Origin of the sequence: Streptomyces sp. NPDC049577 (assembly GCF_040675635.1) — a bacterium.
In the GTDB taxonomy this organism is placed as follows: domain Bacteria; phylum Actinomycetota; class Actinomycetes; order Streptomycetales; family Streptomycetaceae; genus Streptomyces.
Genome location: NZ_JBFAPH010000100.1, coordinates 1 through 18810, shown reverse-complemented (window position 1 = coordinate 18810; position 18810 = coordinate 1). Strand labels below are relative to the sequence as shown.

The window sequence follows — 18810 nt, the reverse complement described above, 5'->3', positions numbered from 1 at the left end:
ATCGCCACCGTCGGCAACTACGACTACGGCTTCTACTGGTACTTCCACCAGGACGGCACCCTCGCCTTCGAGGCCAAGTCCACCGGCATCGTGCACCGACGACCTCGACGGGGACGTCGCGTTCGACGAGGGCGCCCTGGATCTGGGCGAAGTCGGCGGCGGTGCGGCACAGGACCGCGATGTCGCCGGGGGCGGTGCCCGTGCGGACGAGGTGGGCGAGGGAGTCGGCCAGCCAGCCGAGCTCCTCGGCGTGGGTGGGCAGCAGGGCGCAGCGGACCAGGCCGTCGCGCTCGGCGCCGGGGGCGGGGCGCAGTGCCTCGACGCCGGCGTGGCGTTCGCGCAGGGGGCCGGCGAGGTTGTTGGCGAGGGTGAGGAGGCGGCCGCCGCTGCGGCGGTTCTCGCTGAGGGCGTGGCGGGCGGCGGGGGTGCCGTCGGCGTGCGGGAAGTGGCGGGGGAAGTCGTCGAGGTTGGCGACGGACGCGCCGCGCCAGCCGTAGATGGCCTGGCAGGGGTCGCCGACGGCGGTGACGGCGTGGCCGGTGCCGTTGCCGAAGAGGTGGGCCAGCAGAAGGCGCTGGGCGACGGACGTGTCCTGGTACTCGTCGAGGAGGACGACCGCGAACTCCTCGCGCAGGATCCGCCCGACCTCCGGGCGGCTGCGGGCCAGCTCGGCGGAGAGGGCGATCTGGTCGCCGAAGTCCATCAGGTCGCGGGAGCGCTTCTCGGCGCGGTAGGCGCGGACCAGGGTGAGGAGTTCCCGGCGGGCGCGGGCCGTGTCGGGCACCTTGCGCAGGTCGGCGTTGGTGAGCCGGGCCTCTTCGAGGGCGGCGAGCAGCTCGGTGTCGTACGCCTCCAGGCGGGCGGGGTCGACGAGGTGCTCGGCGAGCTCGGCGTCGAGGGCCAGAAGGTCGGCGACGAGGTCCCCGAAGGAGCGGGTGAGGGCGGGGTGCGGGCCCGGGGAGGAGCGCAGGACGCGGGCGGCGAGCTGGTAGCGGGTGGCGTCGGCGAGGAGGCGGGTGGTCGGCTCCAGGCCGATGCGCAGGCCGTGGTCCTTCAGGAGGCGGCCCGCGAAGGCGTGGTAGGTGGAGATCTGCGGGTCGTCGGTGGGCTCGTCCTCGGGGTCCGGAGACGTGATGCCGGCTTCGGCGAGTGCTTTGCGGACGCGCTCGGACAGCTCGCCGGCCGCCTTGTTGGTGAACGTCAGGCCCAGCACCTGCTCGGGGGCGACCTGTCCGGTGCCCACGAGCCAGACCACGCGCGCGGCCATCACCGTCGTCTTGCCCGAGCCGGCTCCGGCCACGATCACCTGCGGGGCGAGCGGCGCGGTGATGCAGGCCGTCTGCTCCGGGGTGAACGGGATGCCGAGGAGCTCCTTGAGCTGCTCGGGGTCGGTCAGGCGCGGGGTCACACGAGAACGCTAACGGCAGCCTCTGACATTCGGTATCCGCGCAGGTCAGAGCGCTATTCGACGATGTGGCGGCCCTCCGGGCGGGCCGAGCAGGAGGCGCGGAACGCGCAGTGCGTGCAGTGCTGGCCGGGGCGCGGGGAGAACCGTTCGTCCAGGACCCGGCCGGCCGCGGTGGCGAGGAGCCCGCCGATCCACTCGCCGTCCTCTCCCGGCGGGCGCTGGGCCTGGATCCTGGGCAGGGCCTCGCCGCCGTCCTTCTTCGCCGCGCCCTGCCGCAGCTGGACGAGTTCGGCGCCGCCCGGGCGCGGGCGCTCGCCGTCGAAGAGGGTGTCCACGGCGCCCTCCTCGACGGCCAGCTGGTAGACGGCCAGCTGCGGATGGCGGTCGACGTCGCGGGCGGCGACCGGGCTCTTGCCGGTCTTGAAGTCGACGACGTAGGCGCGGCCGTCGGCGCCGCGCTCCACGCGGTCCATGGAGCCCCGGATGCGGACGAGGTGGTTCTCGGCCTTCAGCGTGACGTCGAAGGGGTGCTCGGTCGCGACGGCGCGGCGGCCGCCGCGTTCCAGGACGTGCCAGCGCAGGAAGCGTTCCAGCGCGGCGCGGGCGTTCTCCTTCTCCTGCTGCGACTTCCAGGGTGCGTCGAAGGCGAGGGCGTCCCAGACGGACTCCAGGCGTTCCATGAGGACCGCCAGGTCGGCCGGGGTGCGGCCGGAGGCGACCTCGTCGGCCAGGACGTGCACGACGTTGCCGAAGCCCTGGGCGGCCGTCGGCGGCGCGTCCGCCTTGACCTCGCGGCCCAGGAACCACTGGAGCGAGCAGTCCTCCAGCAGGCCGAGGGCCGAGCCGGACAGGGCGACGGGCCGGGCGGGGTCGCGCAGCGGCACCTCGTTGTGGGTCGGCTCGTTCAGGCCCCACCAGCGGTAGGGGTGGGCGGAGGGGACGAGCGGCTGCCCCTCGTCGTCGGTGAGCGCCGCGAGCCGGGCCAGGCGTTCGGCGGCGGCGGCGCGCAGCGCGTCCGAGGCGTCCGGGTCGACGGTGGTGGCGCGCAGCTCGGCGACGAGCGCGGACACGGCGAGCGGGCGGCGCGGGCGCTGGGCGATGTCGACGGGCTCGGTGCCGAGTTCGGGCAGGAAGCGGGAAGGCTGGTCGCCGTCCTCCGCCGCCGCCTTGACGGCCGTCACGACGAGGCGGTCCTTCGCGCGGGTGGCCGCGACGTAGAACAGCCGTCGCTCCTCGGCGAGGAGCGCGCCCGGGGCCAGCGGTTCGGCCAGTCCGTCGCGGCCGATGCGGTCGGCCTCCAGGAGGGAGCCGCGTCGGCGCAGGTCGGGCCAGAGGCCGTCCTGGACGCCCGCGACGACGACGAGCCGCCACTGGAGGCCTTTGGAGCGGTGCGCGGTCATCAGCCGTACGGCGTCGGGGCGCGCCGCGCGGCGGGTGAGGGTGTCGGCGGCGATGTCCTGGGCCTCCAGCTCGTCCAGGAAGTTCAGCGCGCCCCGGCCGCCGGTGCGCTCCTCCGCCCGGGCGGCGGTCTCGAAGAGCGCGCAGACCGCGTCGAGGTCGCGGTCGGCGTTGCGCCCGGCGGCGCCGCCGCGGTGCGCCGCCCGTTCCAGGCGGGTGGGCCACGGGGTGCCGTTCCACAGGTGCCAGAGGGCGTCTTCCGGGGTGCCGCCGCCGGCCAGGAGCTCGCGGGTCTCCTTGAGGAGCGCGCCGAGGCGCTGCGCGCCCTTCGCGTACGGGGCGGTGTGGGCCGCCAGGCGTTCGGGGTGCGCCAGCGCTTGTGCGATCAGGTCGTCGGAGGGGCGGGGAACGGGGGTGCCTGCGGCACGCTCTTCCTCGCGGAGGGCCCGGCCCAGTTTGCGGAGGTCTGTGCTGTCCATTCCGCCCAGGGGCGACGTCAGGAGGGTGAGCGCCGTTTCAGCCCGCAGGCCGTCTTCGGCGGGCGTCTCTCCCGCGCGCCCGCCCGTTTCCGGGGACGTGCCGGGGTCGGGCGCGGGCGCCGCCCGGCACAGCGCCGTTTCCGCTGCGACCCGCAGGGCCGTCAGGAGGGGGCGGGCCGCAGGCTCGTCGCGCAGCGGGATGTCGTCGCCGTCCACCTCCACCGGGACGCCCGCCGTCGTCAGGGCGCGGCGCAGGGACGGTATCGAGCGGGCTCCGGCGCGGACCAGGACCGCCATCTCCTGCCAGGGCACGCCGTCCTCCAGGTGGGCGCGGCGCAGGATGTCGGCGATGTTGTCGGTCTCCGCGCCCGCCGTCGGATAGGTGTACACCTCGACGCCGCCGCCCTGTCGTACGGCCGTGAGCTCGCGGTGCGCGCGGACCGCCTCCGCCGGGAGCCGGGTGAGCGGCATCCTGCGGGCCAGCAGGCGGGTCGCGGCCAGCAGGCGGTCGCCGGAGCGGCGCGAGACCGTCAGCACGCGCACCGGCGCCGCGGAGCCGTCCGCCCGCGCGAACGTGTGCGGGAAGTCGAGGATGCCGTTCACATCGGCGCCCCGGAAGGCGTAGATCGACTGGTCCGGATCGCCGAAGGCCACCAGCGTCCGGCCGCCGCCCGCCAGCGCGCGCAGGAGCCGCACCTGGGCGGGGTCGGTGTCCTGGTACTCGTCGACGTACACCGCGTCGTACCGCGCGGCGAGCTCCGCCGTGCGCTCCGCGAGCAGGACGGCGCGGTGGACCAGCTCCGCGTAGTCGAGGACGCCGCGCATGTCGAGGACGTCCAGGTACTCGGCGAGGAAGGCCGCCGCCGCGCCCCAGTCCCGGCGGCCGGTGCGGGCGGCGAAGGCGCCCAGCGCCTCCGGCCCCAGGCCGAGCTCCCGGCTGCGGGCCAGCACGGCCCGCACCTCGTCGGCGAACCCGCGCGTGGTCAGGCACGAGCGCAGCTCGTCCGGCCAGTGCGCCCCCGCGCGCCCCTCGCGCTCCAGGTCGAGCTGGCCGGCGAGCAGCTCGCGGACCATGACGTCCTGCTCCGGGCCGGACAGCAGCCGCATCGGGTCGGCGAACAGGCCGGCGTCCTGGTGGGCGCGGACGAGCGCGTAGCAGTACGAGTGGAAGGTCGTCGCCTGCGGGGCGCGGGCGCCGCCGAGCCGAGCGGCCATCCGGTCGCGCAGTTCGACCGCGGCCTTGCGGCTGAAGGTCAGGACGAGGATCCGCTCGGGGTCGCCGCCCCGGCGCACCCGTTCGGCCACGGCCTCGACCAGCGTGGTCGTCTTTCCCGTGCCCGGCCCGGCGAGCACCAGCAGGGGACCCTCCCGGTGCTCAACCACCGCGCGCTGCGCCGCGTCCAGCCCGGGAGAGACCGCCGGAGCCGGCGGGGTGCGCACCAGGCGGTACGCGCCGGCCGCGGGCCGGGGCGACTGCTGTCGCGGCGGGCGGGGCGCGCCGGAGGAGACGGGGGAACTCACGTGGGGTGCCGGTCCTGGTGGAGATGCGGAGTGTCGTGCGGGTGCTGAGAGAGACGGAGGAGGCCACCGACGCTACGCCAGGACGGCCCCGTGGCGCAGCGCGCCCCGGGAGTCACCTCCGGCCCGCGCCCGCCTCATCCGTTCGGGTGCAGCGCCGACGGCGCTCACGTGGCATCCGTCACACCCGAGCCGTCCCAGCGCGCCCGGGCCATCGCGAGCCGGGGCGGCCGCCCCGGCGTCTCGCGCAGGGGCGTGCCCTCGGCGCGGTAGTGCTCCAGGGCGCGGTGCTCGTGGCCGGGCAGCGGGACGCCGTCCGCGCGGACCACGCGCCACCAGGGCACGGCGCCGCCGTACAGGGCCATGACCCGGCCCACCTGCCGGGGCCCGCCCTCGCCGAGCCACTCGGCGACGTCCCCGTACGTCATCACCCGGCCGGACGGGATCAGCTCGGCGACGGACAGCACCCGCTCCGCGTACTCGGGAAGTGCCTCGCTCATCCGGCCCATCCTGCCGCACGCCACCGACATCCACGGCACGCTCGCCGGAGCGGTACATTCCACAAGATCACTCAGCGTGCGCCATGGCGCTACAGGGCGTACGATCTCCAGTCCGCGCCCCCGAAATGCACCCTGATGCCCCCTTGCCCGGGCGGGCCGTGCCACCATCTTCCGGGCGGTGACAGGTGATACGAGACCGAGAAGAGACGGACGAGCAGGGCGCACGACCTCCTGGTGAGGCGAGCGCCCCCGAGGTGGTGCCCTGCCACGACGGCGGCTGCGGGCACGAAGGCGGCGGTGAGGTCCACATCGACAAGGTCTCCGGCGACGAGCCCCTGCTCCCGGCCCGCGTCCACCGCCCCGCCGACCTCGTGCGGCTCTTCCTCGGCATCGTCGGCATCGCCCTCGTGCTGGCCCTCGCGGCCTTCGCGCACGGCACCACCGCCGGCCTGGAGAAGGACATCGGCGAGAGCACCGGCCGGGCGCCGCAGTTGCTGGCGAACTTCGCGGGCCTCGCCGCCAACATCGCGATCTTCATCGTGCCGGTGGCGTTCGCCATCGAGCGGCTGATCAAGCGCGACGGCCTGCGGATCGCCGACGGCGTCCTGGCCGCCGTGCTGGCCCACGGTGTCTCGCTCGCGACCGACCTGTGGGTCGCCAAGACCGCGCCGGTCTCGATCCGCGACGCCCTCACCCAGACCTCCCCCACGGGCGGGGTCACGGACCCGGTGCACGGCTATCTGGCCCCGGTGATCGCCTATATGACGGCGGTCGGCATGTCCCGCCGCCCCCGCTGGCGCGTGGCGATGTGGGCCGTCCTGCTGCTGGACGCCTTCGCCGTGCTGGTCAACGGCTACACCACGCCGTTCTCCATCATGGTCACCGTCCTGATCGGCTGGACCGTCGCCTACGGCACCCTCTACGCCGTCGGCTCCCCCAATGTGCGCCCCACCGGCCAGCACCTGCTGGCGGGCCTGCGCCGGGTCGGCTTCAAGCCCGTCACCGCCATGCGCACGGAGGACCCGGCCGAGGCGGAGCAGTCCCCCGACCGGGGCCGGCACTACACGGTCACCCTGGAGGACGGCCCCCCGCTGGACGTGACGGTCGTCGACCGCGAACAGCAGGCCCAGGGCTTCTTCTACCGCCTGTGGCAGCGGCTCGCCCTGCGCGGCATCACCCAGCGCCGCAGCCTCCAGTCCCTGCGCCAGGCCCTGGAGCAGGAAGCCCTCCTGGCCTACGCGGCGATCGCCGCCGGCGCCAACGCCCCCAAGCTCATCGCCACCTCCGAGCTGGGCCCGGACGCGGTCATGCTCGTCTACGAGCACGTCGGCGCCCGCACCCTGGACGCCACCCCCACCGAGGAGCTCACCGACGAACTGCTGACCGGCGCCTGGCAGCAGGTGCAGGCCCTGCAGTCCCGCCGGATCGCCCATCGGCGGCTCGACGGCGACGCGCTGCTGGTGGATCGTTCCGGCAACGTGGTGCTCACCGACCTGCGCGGCGGCGAGATCGCGGCCGGCGACCTCGTGCTGCGCATGGACGTCGCCCAGCTCCTCGTCACGCTCGGTCTGCGCGCCGGCGCCGAGCGGGCGGTGGCCACCGGTGTGGCCGTCCTGGGCCCCGACGCGATCGCCGACAGCCTCCCCCTGCTCCAGCCACTTGCACTCACCCGGATCAGCCGCGCGACCCTGCGCCAGCTGGCCCGGGAACGGGCGCAGCGCGAGCGGGAGAACGTCCTGGAGGCGGCCCGGCTGGCCAAGGAGGCGCGCGGCGGCGAAGCCGGCGACCGCAAGTCCCTCAAGGCGGAGCGCCAGGCCGAGAAGAAGGCGCTGGACGAGGCCCTGGAGGGGGCGCGCGAGGAGGACCTCCTGGCGCAGATCCGCCGTCAGGTCCTGCTCATCCGCCCCCAGGCGCCGATAGAGCCCGCGCGCCTGGAGCGCATCCGCCCGCGCACCGCGATCAGCTTCGTGGCCGGCGCGTTCGCCGCCTACTTCCTGCTGTCCCAGCTCACGCACATCAAGTTCGGCGACCTCGTCGACAAGGCCGACTGGGCATGGGTGGCGATGGCCGTCGCCTTCCAGATCCTGACGTACGTGGCGGCGGCGATGAGCCTGCTGGGCTTCGTCCCGGAGAAGGTGGGCTTCGGCCGCACGGTGCTGGCCCAGGTCGCGGGCTCGTTCGTCAAGCTCGTCGCCCCGGCGGCGGTGGGCGGCGTGGCGCTGAACACCCGCTTCCTCCAGCGGGCGGGGATCCGCCCGGGCCTGGCGGTGGCGAGCGTGGGGGCCTCCCAGCTCTTCGGCCTGGCGTGCCACATCATGCTTCTGCTCTCCTTCGGTTACGTCACGGGAACCGAGCGCAGCTCGTCCCTGGGCCCGTCCCGCACGGTGATCGGCGGCCTGCTGACGGCGGCGGTGCTGGTCCTGGTCGTGGCGGCGGTCCCGGTGCTCCGCAAGTTCGTCTCGACCCGCCTGCGCTCGCTCTTCGCGGGCGTCGTGCCCCGCATGCTGGACGTGCTCCAGCGGCCGCAGAAGCTGTGCATCGGCATCGGCGGGATGCTGCTGCTGACGGCGGCGAACATCATGTGCCTGGACGCGGCGATCCGGGCGTTCGGCGGGGAGCTCAGCTACGCGAGCATCGCGGTCGTCTATCTGACGGCGAACGCGCTGGGCTCGGCGGCGCCGACGCCGGGCGGTGTGGGCGCGGTGGAGTTCGCCCTGACGGGAACGCTGACCTTCGCGGGCCTCCCGGCGGAGGTGGCGGCCCCGGCGGTGCTGCTGTTCCGCTTGATGACGCTGTGGCTGCCGGTGCTGCCGGGGTGGCTGTCGTTCACGCACCTGACCCGCCGGGAGGCGATCTGACCTGCGGTCGGCCGGCTGATCGGACGCCTCCGCCCTTGCATATGCAAGCCGCATGGCCATAACGTGCCGCACATGCGGTCGTACACCATCGGGCAGGCAGCCCGTCTCCTCGCCGTCAGCCCGGACACGGTCCGACGCTGGGCGGATGCCGGACGCATCCCCACCGACCGCGACGAGTCGGGCAAGCGCCTGATCGCCGGCCCGGACCTCGCGGCGTTCTCCGTGGCCGTCGCGGCCGACGGCGACGACCACGACGAGCCGTACACGACCGCCCGCAACGCCTTCCCCGGCATCATCACCGCCGTCAAGCTCGGCGACGTCGCCGCGCAGGTCGAGATCCAGGCCGGTCCGCACCGCCTGGTCTCGCTGCTGACCCGGGAGGCCGTGGAGGAGCTCGGGCTGGCCGTCGGCATGGAGGCCGTGGCCCGGGTGAAGGCCACCAACGTCCACATCGACCGCGCCTGAACCGGAGAGACCCCATGCGCCGCCGCGCCCTGCCCGCCGTCGCCCTCCTCCTCCTCGCCGGTTGCGCCGGTCACCAGGACGACGCGAAGGGCAAGGACACGACCCTCACCGTCCTCGCGGCGGCCTCCCTCACGGACGTCTTCAAGCAGGCGGGCGCCGCCTACGAGAAGGACCACCCCGGCACCAGGGTGAACTTCTCCTTCGCCGGCTCCCAGGAACTGGCGGCCCAGGTCCGCCAGGGCGCCCCGGCCGACGCACTGGTGACGGCGGACACCAGAACGATGACGGACCTGGCCGCTCAGGCGAACACGCCCACAGCCATCGCGAAGAACCGCCTGACGATCGCCACGGCACCCGGCAACCCGAAGCACGTCCAGGCCCTGACCGACCTGGCCAGGAGCGACCTCAAGGTGGTCCTGGCGGCCCCCGAGGTCCCGGTCGGCCGCTACAGCAAGAAGGTGCTGGACCAGCAGCACGTCACCGTCAAGCCGGTCTCCCAGGAGCCGAACGTGCGGGCCGTGCTGAGCAAGGTCTCGCTGGGCGAGGCGGACGCGGGGATCGTCTACGTCACCGACGCGGCAGCCGCCAAGGACAAGGTCGCGACCGTCGCCGTCCCCGACGACCAGAACGCGATCGCGACCTACCCGGCGGCGACCCTGAAGTCGACGAAGCACGGCACCGAGGCCACCGACTTCGTCAAGTGGCTCAGCAGCCCCGAGGCGCAGAAGATCCTGCGGTCGGCGGGCTTCCAGCAGCCGTGAGGCGCACACCCCTGCCCCTCGCCCTGCCGGCGGCAGTGGCAGTGGCGTTCCTCCTCCTGCCCCTGATCGGCATCCTCACCCGCACCCCCTGGGGCACCCTCCCCGCCCGTCTCACCTCGCACGAGGTCACCGAGGCCCTGTCCCTCTCCCTCCTGGTCTCGACAAGCTCGCTGGCGCTCTCCCTCATCCTCGGCGTGCCGCTGGCCTGGCTCCTGGCCCGCACGAACGTCCCGGGCAAAGCGCTCATCCGCTGCCTGGTGATGCTCCCGATGGTGCTGCCGCCCACGGTCGCGGGGGTGGCGCTCCTCCAGGGCTACGGCCGCCGGGGCCTGCTGGGCCCGTACCTGGAGAACTGGTTCGGCGTCACCCTGCCGTTCAGCACGGAAGCAGCAGTGATCGCTTCCACTTTCGTGGCGATGCCGTTCCTGGTGATCAGCCTGGAAGGAAGCCTGGCCTCCCTCCACCCCCGCTACGAGGAGACGGCGACGAGCCTGGGGGCCACCCCGCTCACGGTCTTCCGTACGATCACCCTGCCCATGATCGCCCCGGGCCTGCTCGCGGGAGCGGCACTGAGCTGGGCGCGGGCCCTGGGCGAATTCGGCGCGACGATCACCTTCGCGGGCAACCTCCCGGGTGAAACGCAAACCCTCCCCCTCCAGGTCTACCTGCTGCTCCAGAACGACCCCGAGGGAGCCACGGCGGTCTCCCTGCTCCTCCTGGCGACAGCCCTCACGGTCCTGATCGCCCTGCGCGGCAACTGGCTGACCCCGAACAGCAGTGCCGCCGGCCCGCAGTCGCCGGCGGCCGGGCGGGGCCGGGGCGGGCGGGGCCCGGAAGGGGGCGTAAAGCCGCATGTGCGGCAGCATGCGGAGCACCCTGGAGGACTGAGGGGGGCCGCACATGCAGCAGCCCCCGTGGGCCCTGCCCGCCCCGGCTCCGCCCCCACCCCACACCCCCTGCGCACCACGGTCACCGGCGCCACGGAAACAACGATCGAGGCCCCCCCGAACACCACCATCGCGGTCGTGGGCCCGAACGGCGCAGGCAAAACAACCCTCCTCCGCGCACTCCTGGGCCTCACCACCAGGGCAACCCCCACCCACCTGGACCTCGGCGGCGAAGACCTGACCACCGCACCCCCGCACCGGCGCCGCATCGCCTGGGTCCCCCAGGACGGCGCCCTCTTCCCGCACCTCACGGCCCTGGCCAACACCGCCTACGGCCTCCGCGCACAGGGCATCCCGAAAGCCACGGCTCACCACGAGGCCCAGCACTGGCTGGACCGCCTGGGCGTGGGCGACCTGGCGCACCGCAAACCGGACCGGCTCAGCGGCGGCCAGGCCCAGCGCGTGGCCCTGGCCCGCGCCCTGGCGGCCCGCCCCCGGCTCCTGCTGCTGGACGAGCCGCTGGCCGCGCTCGACCAGTCGACGCGCTCGCACGTGCGGCACGCACTGCGCACGCACCTCGCGGACTTCCCGGGTGTCTGTCTCCTGGTCACGCACGACCCGGTGGAGGCCCTCTCCCTCGCGGACCGCGTGCTCGTCCTGGAGGACGGCCGCACGGTGCAGTACAGCTCGCCGGCGGAGCTGACCCGGCGTCCGCGCTCCCCCTGGGTGGCCCGCATGCTGGGCCGCAACGCCTGGCCGGGCAAGGCGACGGAACAGGGCACGCTCCTGCTGGACGACGGCGCGAGCATGATCACCGCGGACCCGCCGCCGGACGGGCCGGTGGCGGGCCTGGCGGTGGTCGGCCCGGAGGCGGTGTCGCTGCACACGGTGCGCCCCACGGGGAGCCCGCGGAACGTCTGGCCGGGCACGGTCCGGGAGATCACCGCACCGCCCGGCGGCGGCACCGGCCGGCTGCGGGTCGTGGTGGACGGCACCCCGGAGATCGTCGCGGAGGTGACCCCGTCGGCGGCGACGGAACTGGGCCTGGCCGAGGGCAAGAACGTATGGGTGAGCGTCAAGGCCACGGAAATCGCCTTCATCCCTCACTGACCCCCTCCGCCCGGCCCGGAGAGCACCCGGTAACCCGTACGCCCCGCACCGCGCGCGGAACCCGGCCGGCGGGCCGGAGGATGATCCACGTGTCGAGACACAGGAGATCAGTACGCACCGGACGGACCGGACGGACCGTCAAGGCCGGTGCCCTCCTGTCCGCGGCGCTGCTGTCGCTGACGACGACGGCGTGCGAGACCCGCACCGACGCGGAACCGAACGCCGCGGCGACCAGCGCCGCGAACCCGAACGCGTCGCACGCGGAGACCAGCAGCACCACCCCGCAGAGGCTGGACTGGAATCCCTGCACAGCCCCCTCCGGCGAGGAGACCGGCACGGCGGCCTCGGAAGCCGCCGACACCGGCAAGGGCGGCAAGGGCGGCAAGGCCAGAGCACGCACCGCCACCACCAGCCCGGAATGGGAGTGCGCGACACTCCGCGCGCCCCTCGACTACGCGCACCCGGACGGCGAGTCGATCGGCCTGGCGCTGATCCGGGCGAAGGCGACGGACCAGGCGCACCGGATCGGCTCGCTGGTGTTCAACTTCGGCGGCCCGGGTGGCTCGGGGGTGACGACGCTGCCGGCGTTCGCGGAGGACTACCGGAACCTGCGCACGCGCTACGACCTGGTGAGCTTCGACCCGCGCGGGGTGGGCCGCAGCGGGGGCGTGACGTGCATGAACGACAAGGAGCTGGACGCGTACTACGCGGAGGACTCGACGCCGGCCGACAAGGCGGCGGAGAAGACGCTGGTGGGGCGGGTCGAGCAGTACGCGAAGGCGTGCGAGGAGCACTCGGGGAAGATGCTGCCGCACGTGGGGACGGCGAACGCGGCGCGCGACATGGACCGCATCCGGGCCGCGCTGGGGGACCCGAAGCTGTACTACTTCGGCGTGTCGTACGGCACGGAACTGGGCGGGGTGTACGCGCACCTGTTCCCGAAGAACGTGGGGCGGGCGCTGCTGGACGCGGTGGTGGACCCGGAGAGCGATCCGGAGGAGAGCGCGCTGGCGCAGGCGAAGGGGTTCCAGCTGGCGCTGGACAACTACACGGCGGCGTGCCCGAGGACGTCGGACAACTGCCCGACGGTGCCGCAGATCGCGAGCCTGCTGGAGCGTCTGGACAAGAACCCGGTGCCGGGCACCGGAGGGCGCCGGCTGACGCAGTCGCAGGCGACGAGCGGGATCGCGCAGGCGCTGTACTCGAAGGAGTTCTGGGACTACCTGACGGAGGGGGTGGAGGACGCGGAGAACGGTGACGGGAAGATCCTGCTGACGCTGGCGGACGCGATGAACGGCCGTGGCCCGGACGGGCATTACTCCTCGCTCCAGGCCTCGCTGAACGCGATCACGTGTGCGGACTTCTCGCAGCGGTACACGGCGGAGCAGATCGAGGGCAAGGTGGCGGCCTTCCGCAAGGCGTCACCCGTCTTCGGGGACTTCATGGCGTGGAGCCTGCTGCAGTGCACCGGTTGGCCCGTGAAGGGCGAATGGCAGACGCCGGACGTGAGCGCGAAGGGGTCGGCTCCGGTCCTGGTGGTGGGCAACACCGGTGACCCGGCGACCCCTTACGAGGGAGCGCACCGGATGGCGCGGGAACTGGGCCCGGGGGTCGGCGTGGAGCTGACCTACCAGGGCCAGGGACACGGGGCGTACGACAGCGGCAACGCGTGCGTCAAGGGCGTGGTGGACGCCTACTTCCTGAACGGCACGGTCCCGGAATCACATAAGGTGTGCTCATAGCACCCATAGCACAGCACTCCGGTAATACTAACGGGACCGGACAGAATGCCTGTGGCCCGCACTACGATCCCCCGCACAGAAGTTCCGCACGGGGTCGGACGAGTTGACCATGATCGGACGGGCGGGGGTACGAGGTGTCGTACAGCGTGTTACGGGCCGCCGGACACGGCGGACCGGCGGGCGGGAGGGTACGGCTGCTGATCGGCGCGCTGGCCATCGCGGCGCTGCTGGCGGCGTTGATGGCGCTCTGGCAGACGCAGTTCAGGCCGCTGTCCAGGCCGTCGCACTGCTGGGGCGCGTGGCCGGGGGACGGCGGGCCGTTCGACCGGGCCACCCGGGACCGGGTCCGTGAGGAGAGCGCGCCGGCGCCCGGCCGGCCGTACGGGAGCTGCGCGATCGGATCCGCGCGCCGCGTTCCCGGCATTCGTGGAGGCGGTGGCCCGGGATAAGGGGTGCGCGCTCCTGCGCACGCGCTGAGTCCTCGTGCCGCAGGGCGCGCCGGCAGAGGGGCGCGCGCCCCTGCCCGCCCTGGCATCACCTCGACACGTACGGGCGATTTCTCCGTAGAGTCGGTGGAATGACTCCCACACGGCCACGGGCCGCGGCCACCGGCCTCGCCTCCGCCGCCCTCGCGATCGCCCTGACCACCACCGGGTGCGGCGGCGGCGCGAAGAGCGGTGGCGGCGGCGAGAGCACCAACAGCAAGGACCAGTCCCAGAGCGCACCGCTCAGCTGGAAGACGTGCGCGGCACCCACGCCCGCGCAGGGCGGCGGGAAGGCGCCCGGCAAGGAGTGGGAGTGCACCCGGCTGTCCGTCCCGCTGGACTACGCCAAACCGGACGGCGAGCACATCGAGCTCGCCCTGATCAGGGCGAAGGCCACCGACCGGGCGCACCGCATCGGCTCGCTCGTCTTCAATTTCGGCGGCCCCGGCGGCTCCGGCGTGGCGACCCTGCCGTCGTTCGCCGACGACTACAGGAACCTGCGCACCCGCTATGACCTGGTGAGTTTCGACCCGCGCGGGGTGGGCGAGAGCGCGGGCGTGCGCTGTCAGGGCGACAAGGAGCTGGACGCCGCCGCGCAGCTCGACGCCACGCCCGACACGCCCGAGGAAGTGAAGATCACCCTCGCGCAGAACAAGGCGTACGTGGACGCGTGCGCCCACAACTCCGGCAAGCTCCTGCCGTACGTGGACACGGCGAGCGCGGCGCGCGACATGGACCGCGTCCGGGCCGCGCTGGGGGACGCCAGGCTCAACTACTTCGGCATCTCCTACGGCACGGAACTGGGCGGCGTCTACGCCCATCTGTTCCCGAAGAACGTCGGCCGGACGGTCCTCGACGCCGTCGTGGACCCCACCCAGGACCCGCTCCAGGGCGATCTCGGCCAGACCAAGGGCTTCCAGCTCGCCCTCGACGACTACGAGAAGGACTGCGCGGGCAGCTGCCCGGCACAGGACCGGATCACGGAGCTGCTGCGCCGGCTGGACGCCAAGCCCCTGCCCACCCACCAGCAGGGCCGCAGGCTCACCCAGGACGAGGCGGTCAACGGCATCGCGGCCGCGCTGTACTCCAAGGACACCTGGAAATACCTGACGGCCGGCCTCAAGGAGGCCATCGACCGGGGCACGGGCGACACACTCCTGCTGCTCTACGACTCCCTCGCGGGCCGGTCCCCCGACGGCCACTACAGCAACCTCCAGGCCGCCAACCGGGCGATCTCCTGCGCCGACGAGCAGCAGCGCTACACCGTGGACGACGTCAACGCGCGGCTGCCGGAGTTCCGCGCCGCCTCGCCGGTGTTCGGGGAGAGCGCGGCCTGGTCGCTGCTGTCGTGCACGGGCTGGCCGGTTCCGGGGAAGTTCAGGACGCCCGAGGTCAGCGCGCCGGGCGCGGCGCCCATCCTGGTGATCGGCAACACGGGTGACCCGGCCACGCCGATCGCCGGGGCGGCGAAGATGGCGGAGAAGCTCGGCAAGGGCGTCGGGGTGCGGCTGACCGTCCAGGGTGAGGGCCACGGCACGTACGGGGTGAACGCCTGCGCGACGAAGGCCGTGGACGGTCACCTGCTCGACGGCAAGGTGCCGGCGGACGGCACGACCTGCTCCTGACCGGACGGTTCCGCGAAACGTGCGACGGGCCCGCTCCCGGGAAGGGAGCGGGCCCGGACGGCCGGCGCGAGGGCGAGCCGGTCAGTAGACCGGCTTCTCCGGCTCGATCTGGTTCACCCAGCCGATCACGCCGCCGCCCACGTGCACCGCGTCGGAGAACCCGGCGGCCTTCAGGACGGCCAGGACCTCCGCGGAACGGACGCCCGTCTTGCAGTGCAGGACGATCTTCTTGTCCTGCGGCAGGTCCTGGAGGGCGTTGCCCATCAGGAACTCGTTCTTGGGGATCAGACGCGCGCCGGGGATGGAGACGATCTCGTACTCGTTCGGCTCGCGGACGTCGATGACGTCGATGTTCTCGCCGTCGTCCAGCCACTCCTTGAGCTGCTTCGGAGTGATCGTCGAGCCGGCCGCGGCCTCCTGGGCCTCCTCGCTGACGACGCCGCAGAACGCCTCGTAGTCGATGAGCTCGGTGACGGTCGGGTTCGGGCCGCAGATCGCGCAGCCGGGGTCCTTGCGGACCTTGACCTGGCGGTAGCTCATCTCCAGGGCGTCGTAGATCATCAGCCGGCCGACCAGCGGCTCGCCGATGCCGGCCAGCAGCTTGATGGCCTCGTTGACCTGGATGGAGCCGATCGAGGCGCACAGCACGCCGAGCACGCCGCCCTCGGCGCAGGAGGGCACCATGCCGGGCGGCGGGGGCTCGGGGTAGAGGCAGCGGTAGCAGGGGCCGTGCTCGCTCCAGAAGACCGACGCCTGGCCGTCGAAGCGGTAGATCGAACCCCATACGTACGGCTTGCCGAGCAGCACGCACGCGTCGTTGACCAGGTAGCGGGTGGCGAAGTTGTCCGTGCCGTCGACGATCAGGTCGTACTGGGCGAACAGCTCCATGACGTTGGAGGAGTCGAGGCGCTCCTGGTGGAGGTTGACCGTCACGTAGGGGTTGATGCCCTGGACGGTGTCGCGCGCGGACTCCGCCTTGGAGCGGCCGATGTCGGCCTGGGAGTGGATGATCTGGCGCTGCAGGTTCGACTCGTCGACCTCGTCGAACTCCACGATGCCGAGGGTTCCCACACCGGCGGCGGCCAGGTACATGAGGGCGGGCGAACCGAGGCCGCCGGCACCCACGCACAGCACCTTCGCGTTCTTCAGGCGCTTCTGCCCGTCCATCCCGACGTCCGGGATGATCAGGTGGCGGGAGTACCGACGGACCTCGTCGACGGTGAGCTCGGATGCCGGCTCGACCAGCGGTGGCAGCGACACGGGGACTCCAGGGTCATGCCCGCGGAACGCGGGGAACACAGACGCGGCTTTATAGCCCGTAACACTGCCACGCCCCGTCTCATTCCGAGACACCCGGTCCGATGCGCGAGACGATCTCGTCCCAGTAGCCGGGCATGGACTCCCAGGGGTCGACGTCGTCGTGATCGGTGCGGTCGGTGAGCCACACCGTGCCGGCGCCCTGCCAGCGGGCGATGCGCAGGGCCTCGTCGAGGTGGCGGCGGGGCACACCGTGGACGAGGTGGCAGAAGCGCCCGGGCGGATGGTCGACGGTCCACTCGGCGACCTGCGACCAGCGGTAGGCGGACCACGGCCCGGTGAAGGTCACCAACTGGTCGGCGAGACCGGCGTATCCGGCGCACGGGTGGGTGCCGTGGACGAGCACGAGGTGTGCCCGGTCGAGGAGGGTGCGCAGCGCGCCGGTCGCGCGGCGGACCGCGGCGAGGCCCGCGTGGTCCGCCGGGCAGCGGTCGAGGGAGAAGCCGTCGACCTTGTACCAGTTGAGGAAGCGCTGGGCGTCGGCGAGGAGTTCGCCGAGGTCCCGGCGTCCGTACAGCAGGTCGAGACGGCCCAGGACGCGGGCGCCGGCCGCCCGGAGCGGGGCGGCGGCCGACAGCCAGCACGGGTCGGGGCGGCTGCCCGGGCCACCGGCGACTCCCCCGGTCTCGCGCAGCGAGCTGCCGCCGATCACCACCCAGTCCAGCGGCAGCCCGGTCCGCCGCAGCCCGCCCCACTCGGCGGGGGCGACCAGGGGGTGGGCGAAGCCCGGGACCCCCAGCCGCAGCGGCGCCCTTCCGGCGGAGGGGGTGCGGCGCCGGCCGGAGGAGATCAGATACGACACGCCGCCTCCATCCAGATGTCGGCCAGCGACTCCTCCAGGCCGATCCGGGGCCGCCAGCCCAGCCGGTCGCGGGCGGTGCGCACATCGGCCTGCTGCCAGCTGCCGCAGCCGTCCGGGTAGGGGTAGGCGGGCGGACTGCCCAGGTGCGGGTCGTCCAGCTCGTGCAGGGCGCCGCCGAAGCCGGCGACCCGCGCCAGCAGGGTCGCGGCGTCGCGCAGCCGCACCGCACGGCCGGTGCCGATGTTGACGGCCCCCTGCGCGGCCGACAGCGAGGCCGCGTGGACGGCGCGCGCGACGTCCCGCACGTCCACGAAGTCGCGCTGCACGCCCAGGCCGGTCAGCTTGAGCTCGTTGTCACCGCTCTGCATGGCCCGGCGCATCGCCTCGGCGAGCCGGCCCAGCGGCGAGCCGGCCGGGGTGCCCGGTCCGACGGGTGAGAAGACGCGCAGCACGATCGCGTCCAGTCCGGAGCCCAGCACCAGCTCGGTGGCCGCGAGCTTGCTCACCCCGTAGGGACCGCCCGGGCGGGGCACGGCGTCCTCGGCGGTGGAGGAGCCGGGCTGCGACGGCCCGTACTCCGAGGAACAGCCCAGCTGCACCAGGCGGGCGCCGCAGCCGCTGCGGCGCAGCGACTCGCAGACGGTCGCGACGGCCACGGTGTTGTGCCGGGCGAGTTCGCGCGCGCCGCCCCGCGTGGCGCCCGCACAATTGATCACCACGCCGGGGTGGACGGCGTTGAGGAACCGGGTGAGCGCGCCGGGGCTGCCGGTGGCCAGGTCGAAGCGCACGTCCGCGTCGTCGCCCCGGCCGAGCGCGGTGAGCTGGACGGCGGGGTCGGCGAGCAGCCGGTCGGCGACGAACCGGCCGAGGTATCCGTTGGCGCCGAGCAAAAGGACTCTCATCGCCGGCCCCCTCGCTCTGGCGCGCCGCTGGTGGAGGCGCCACCGGCACGTGGCGTCGCCTGGGACAGCAGTGTCATCTTCCTTGCTCCTCTGACAGGGTGAGCGGCGTGCCGCGACGCCGCGTGGGGGGTCACCGGACGTGGACGGTCGCGAGCGGAAGGTCCCCGTGCCCGTGCACGGAGGCCCGGGACAGGGCGGGCAGGGCGTGCCCCAGCAGGGCGAGGGCGGGCAGGGCGCACGCCAGGAGCGGTATGGCGGCGGGCCCGTAGGCACCGGCCGCCCAGCGGACCGGCCAGCCCAGGACCTCGCAGCCGGGCACCCGCGCCGCCAGCAGCGCGCCGAGCGGCAGCGCCTCGGCCACGGCGGCGGCCAGGACGGCGGCGCGGGCGGCGCCGGCCAGCCCGTACGTTGCGAGCAGCCGGGCGAGGAACAGCAGCGCCCCGAGGGCCGCGACGGCGAGGTAGACGAGGACGGGCCGGGCGCCGTCCGGGGCGCCGGCAGCCGGATCAGGTGCTCGGCCAGGTCGCGGATGTGGAACTGCACCCCGCCGGGC

12 protein-coding genes and 3 pseudogenes are annotated in these 18810 nt (G+C 73.6%); 8 read left to right on the top strand and 7 right to left on the bottom strand.

The window, feature by feature from the left end:
- A pseudogene (locus tag AB0K09_RS14050) lies at positions 1-57 on the top strand (hypothetical protein); the annotation flags it as partial.
- Between the two features lie 37 nt (positions 58-94).
- Here the strand turns inward: AB0K09_RS14050 and AB0K09_RS14045 are convergent.
- From AB0K09_RS14045 to AB0K09_RS14035, 3 genes and pseudogenes are all read right to left on the bottom strand, one after another.
- Positions 95-1408 (bottom strand): annotated as a pseudogene (locus tag AB0K09_RS14045) (ATP-dependent helicase); the annotation flags it as partial.
- A gap of 53 nt (positions 1409-1461) precedes the next feature.
- Complete coding sequence (locus AB0K09_RS14040) at positions 1462-4725, bottom strand: ATP-dependent DNA helicase (RefSeq protein ID WP_366065601.1); 3264 nt, start codon at positions 4723-4725, stop codon at positions 1462-1464.
- A 245-nt stretch (positions 4726-4970) separates the two neighbouring features.
- A complete protein-coding gene (locus tag AB0K09_RS14035) occupies positions 4971-5303 on the bottom strand; it encodes an MGMT family protein (RefSeq protein ID WP_366065598.1) in 333 nt (110 codons plus the stop codon).
- A 257-nt stretch (positions 5304-5560) separates the two neighbouring features.
- Between AB0K09_RS14035 and AB0K09_RS14030 the strand changes: the two genes are divergently transcribed.
- The 7 genes from AB0K09_RS14030 to AB0K09_RS14000 all read left to right on the top strand — a co-directional run bounded on the left by AB0K09_RS14030 (position 5561) and on the right by AB0K09_RS14000 (position 15236).
- Positions 5561-8161: a flippase-like domain-containing protein gene (locus AB0K09_RS14030; protein WP_366065600.1), complete on the top strand. Its 2601-nt coding sequence runs from the start codon at positions 5561-5563 to the stop codon at positions 8159-8161.
- Between the two features lie 72 nt (positions 8162-8233).
- Complete coding sequence (locus tag AB0K09_RS14025) at positions 8234-8626, top strand: helix-turn-helix transcriptional regulator (RefSeq protein WP_366065597.1); 393 nt, start codon at positions 8234-8236, stop codon at positions 8624-8626.
- Positions 8627-8640: 14 nt separating this feature from the next.
- Positions 8641-9387 (top strand): molybdate ABC transporter substrate-binding protein, encoded by a 747-nt coding sequence (modA, locus tag AB0K09_RS14020; protein WP_366065596.1) that lies wholly within the window; start codon positions 8641-8643, stop codon positions 9385-9387.
- Positions 9384-11384: an ABC transporter permease gene (locus AB0K09_RS14015; protein WP_366065595.1), complete on the top strand. Its 2001-nt coding sequence runs from the start codon at positions 9384-9386 to the stop codon at positions 11382-11384. The genes modA and AB0K09_RS14015 overlap by 4 nt, the downstream gene beginning before the upstream one ends.
- Before the next feature lie 89 nt (positions 11385-11473).
- On the top strand, positions 11474-13126 hold the full coding sequence (locus AB0K09_RS14010; protein WP_366065594.1) for an alpha/beta hydrolase: 1653 nt from the start codon (positions 11474-11476) through the stop codon (positions 13124-13126).
- A 146-nt stretch (positions 13127-13272) separates the two neighbouring features.
- Positions 13273-13575 (top strand): hypothetical protein, encoded by a 303-nt coding sequence (locus AB0K09_RS14005; protein WP_366065593.1) that lies wholly within the window; start codon positions 13273-13275, stop codon positions 13573-13575.
- A 128-nt stretch (positions 13576-13703) separates the two neighbouring features.
- Entirely contained in the window at positions 13704-15236 is a 1533-nt protein-coding gene (locus AB0K09_RS14000) for an alpha/beta hydrolase (protein ID WP_366065592.1), read from the top strand.
- Between the two features lie 81 nt (positions 15237-15317).
- Here AB0K09_RS14000 and moeZ read toward each other — a convergent pair whose 3' ends face one another.
- From moeZ to AB0K09_RS13980, 4 genes and pseudogenes are all read right to left on the bottom strand, one after another.
- Positions 15318-16496 carry an adenylyltransferase/sulfurtransferase MoeZ gene (gene moeZ / locus AB0K09_RS13995; protein ID WP_366065591.1) on the bottom strand — a complete coding sequence of 393 codons (1179 nt, stop codon included), beginning with the start codon at positions 16494-16496 and terminating at the stop codon, positions 15318-15320.
- Positions 16497-16575: 79 nt separating this feature from the next.
- On the bottom strand, positions 16576-17346 hold the full coding sequence (locus AB0K09_RS13990; protein WP_366065599.1) for a spherulation-specific family 4 protein: 771 nt from the start codon (positions 17344-17346) through the stop codon (positions 16576-16578).
- Positions 17343-18257, bottom strand: coding sequence for an NAD-dependent epimerase/dehydratase family protein (locus tag AB0K09_RS13985; protein WP_366065590.1), 915 nt, complete (start codon positions 18255-18257; stop codon positions 17343-17345). Before AB0K09_RS13985 ends, AB0K09_RS13990 begins: the two co-directional genes overlap by 4 nt.
- Before the next feature lie 130 nt (positions 18258-18387).
- Positions 18388-18810 (bottom strand): annotated as a pseudogene (locus tag AB0K09_RS13980) (hypothetical protein); the annotation flags it as partial.

Excerpts from the sequence above, each read along its gene's own strand:
- AB0K09_RS14035 (WP_366065598.1), bottom strand. The coding sequence starts at position 5,303 with ATGAGCGAGGCACTTCCCGAGTACGCGGAGCGGGTGCTGTCCGTCGCC.
- AB0K09_RS14025 (WP_366065597.1), top strand. The coding sequence starts at position 8,234 with ATGCGGTCGTACACCATCGGGCAGGCAGCCCGTCTCCTCGCCGTCAGC.
- modA (WP_366065596.1), top strand. The coding sequence starts at position 8,641 with ATGCGCCGCCGCGCCCTGCCCGCCGTCGCCCTCCTCCTCCTCGCCGGT.
- AB0K09_RS14000 (WP_366065592.1), top strand. The coding sequence starts at position 13,704 with ATGACTCCCACACGGCCACGGGCCGCGGCCACCGGCCTCGCCTCCGCC.
- AB0K09_RS13985 (WP_366065590.1), bottom strand. The coding sequence starts at position 18,257 with ATGAGAGTCCTTTTGCTCGGCGCCAACGGATACCTCGGCCGGTTCGTC.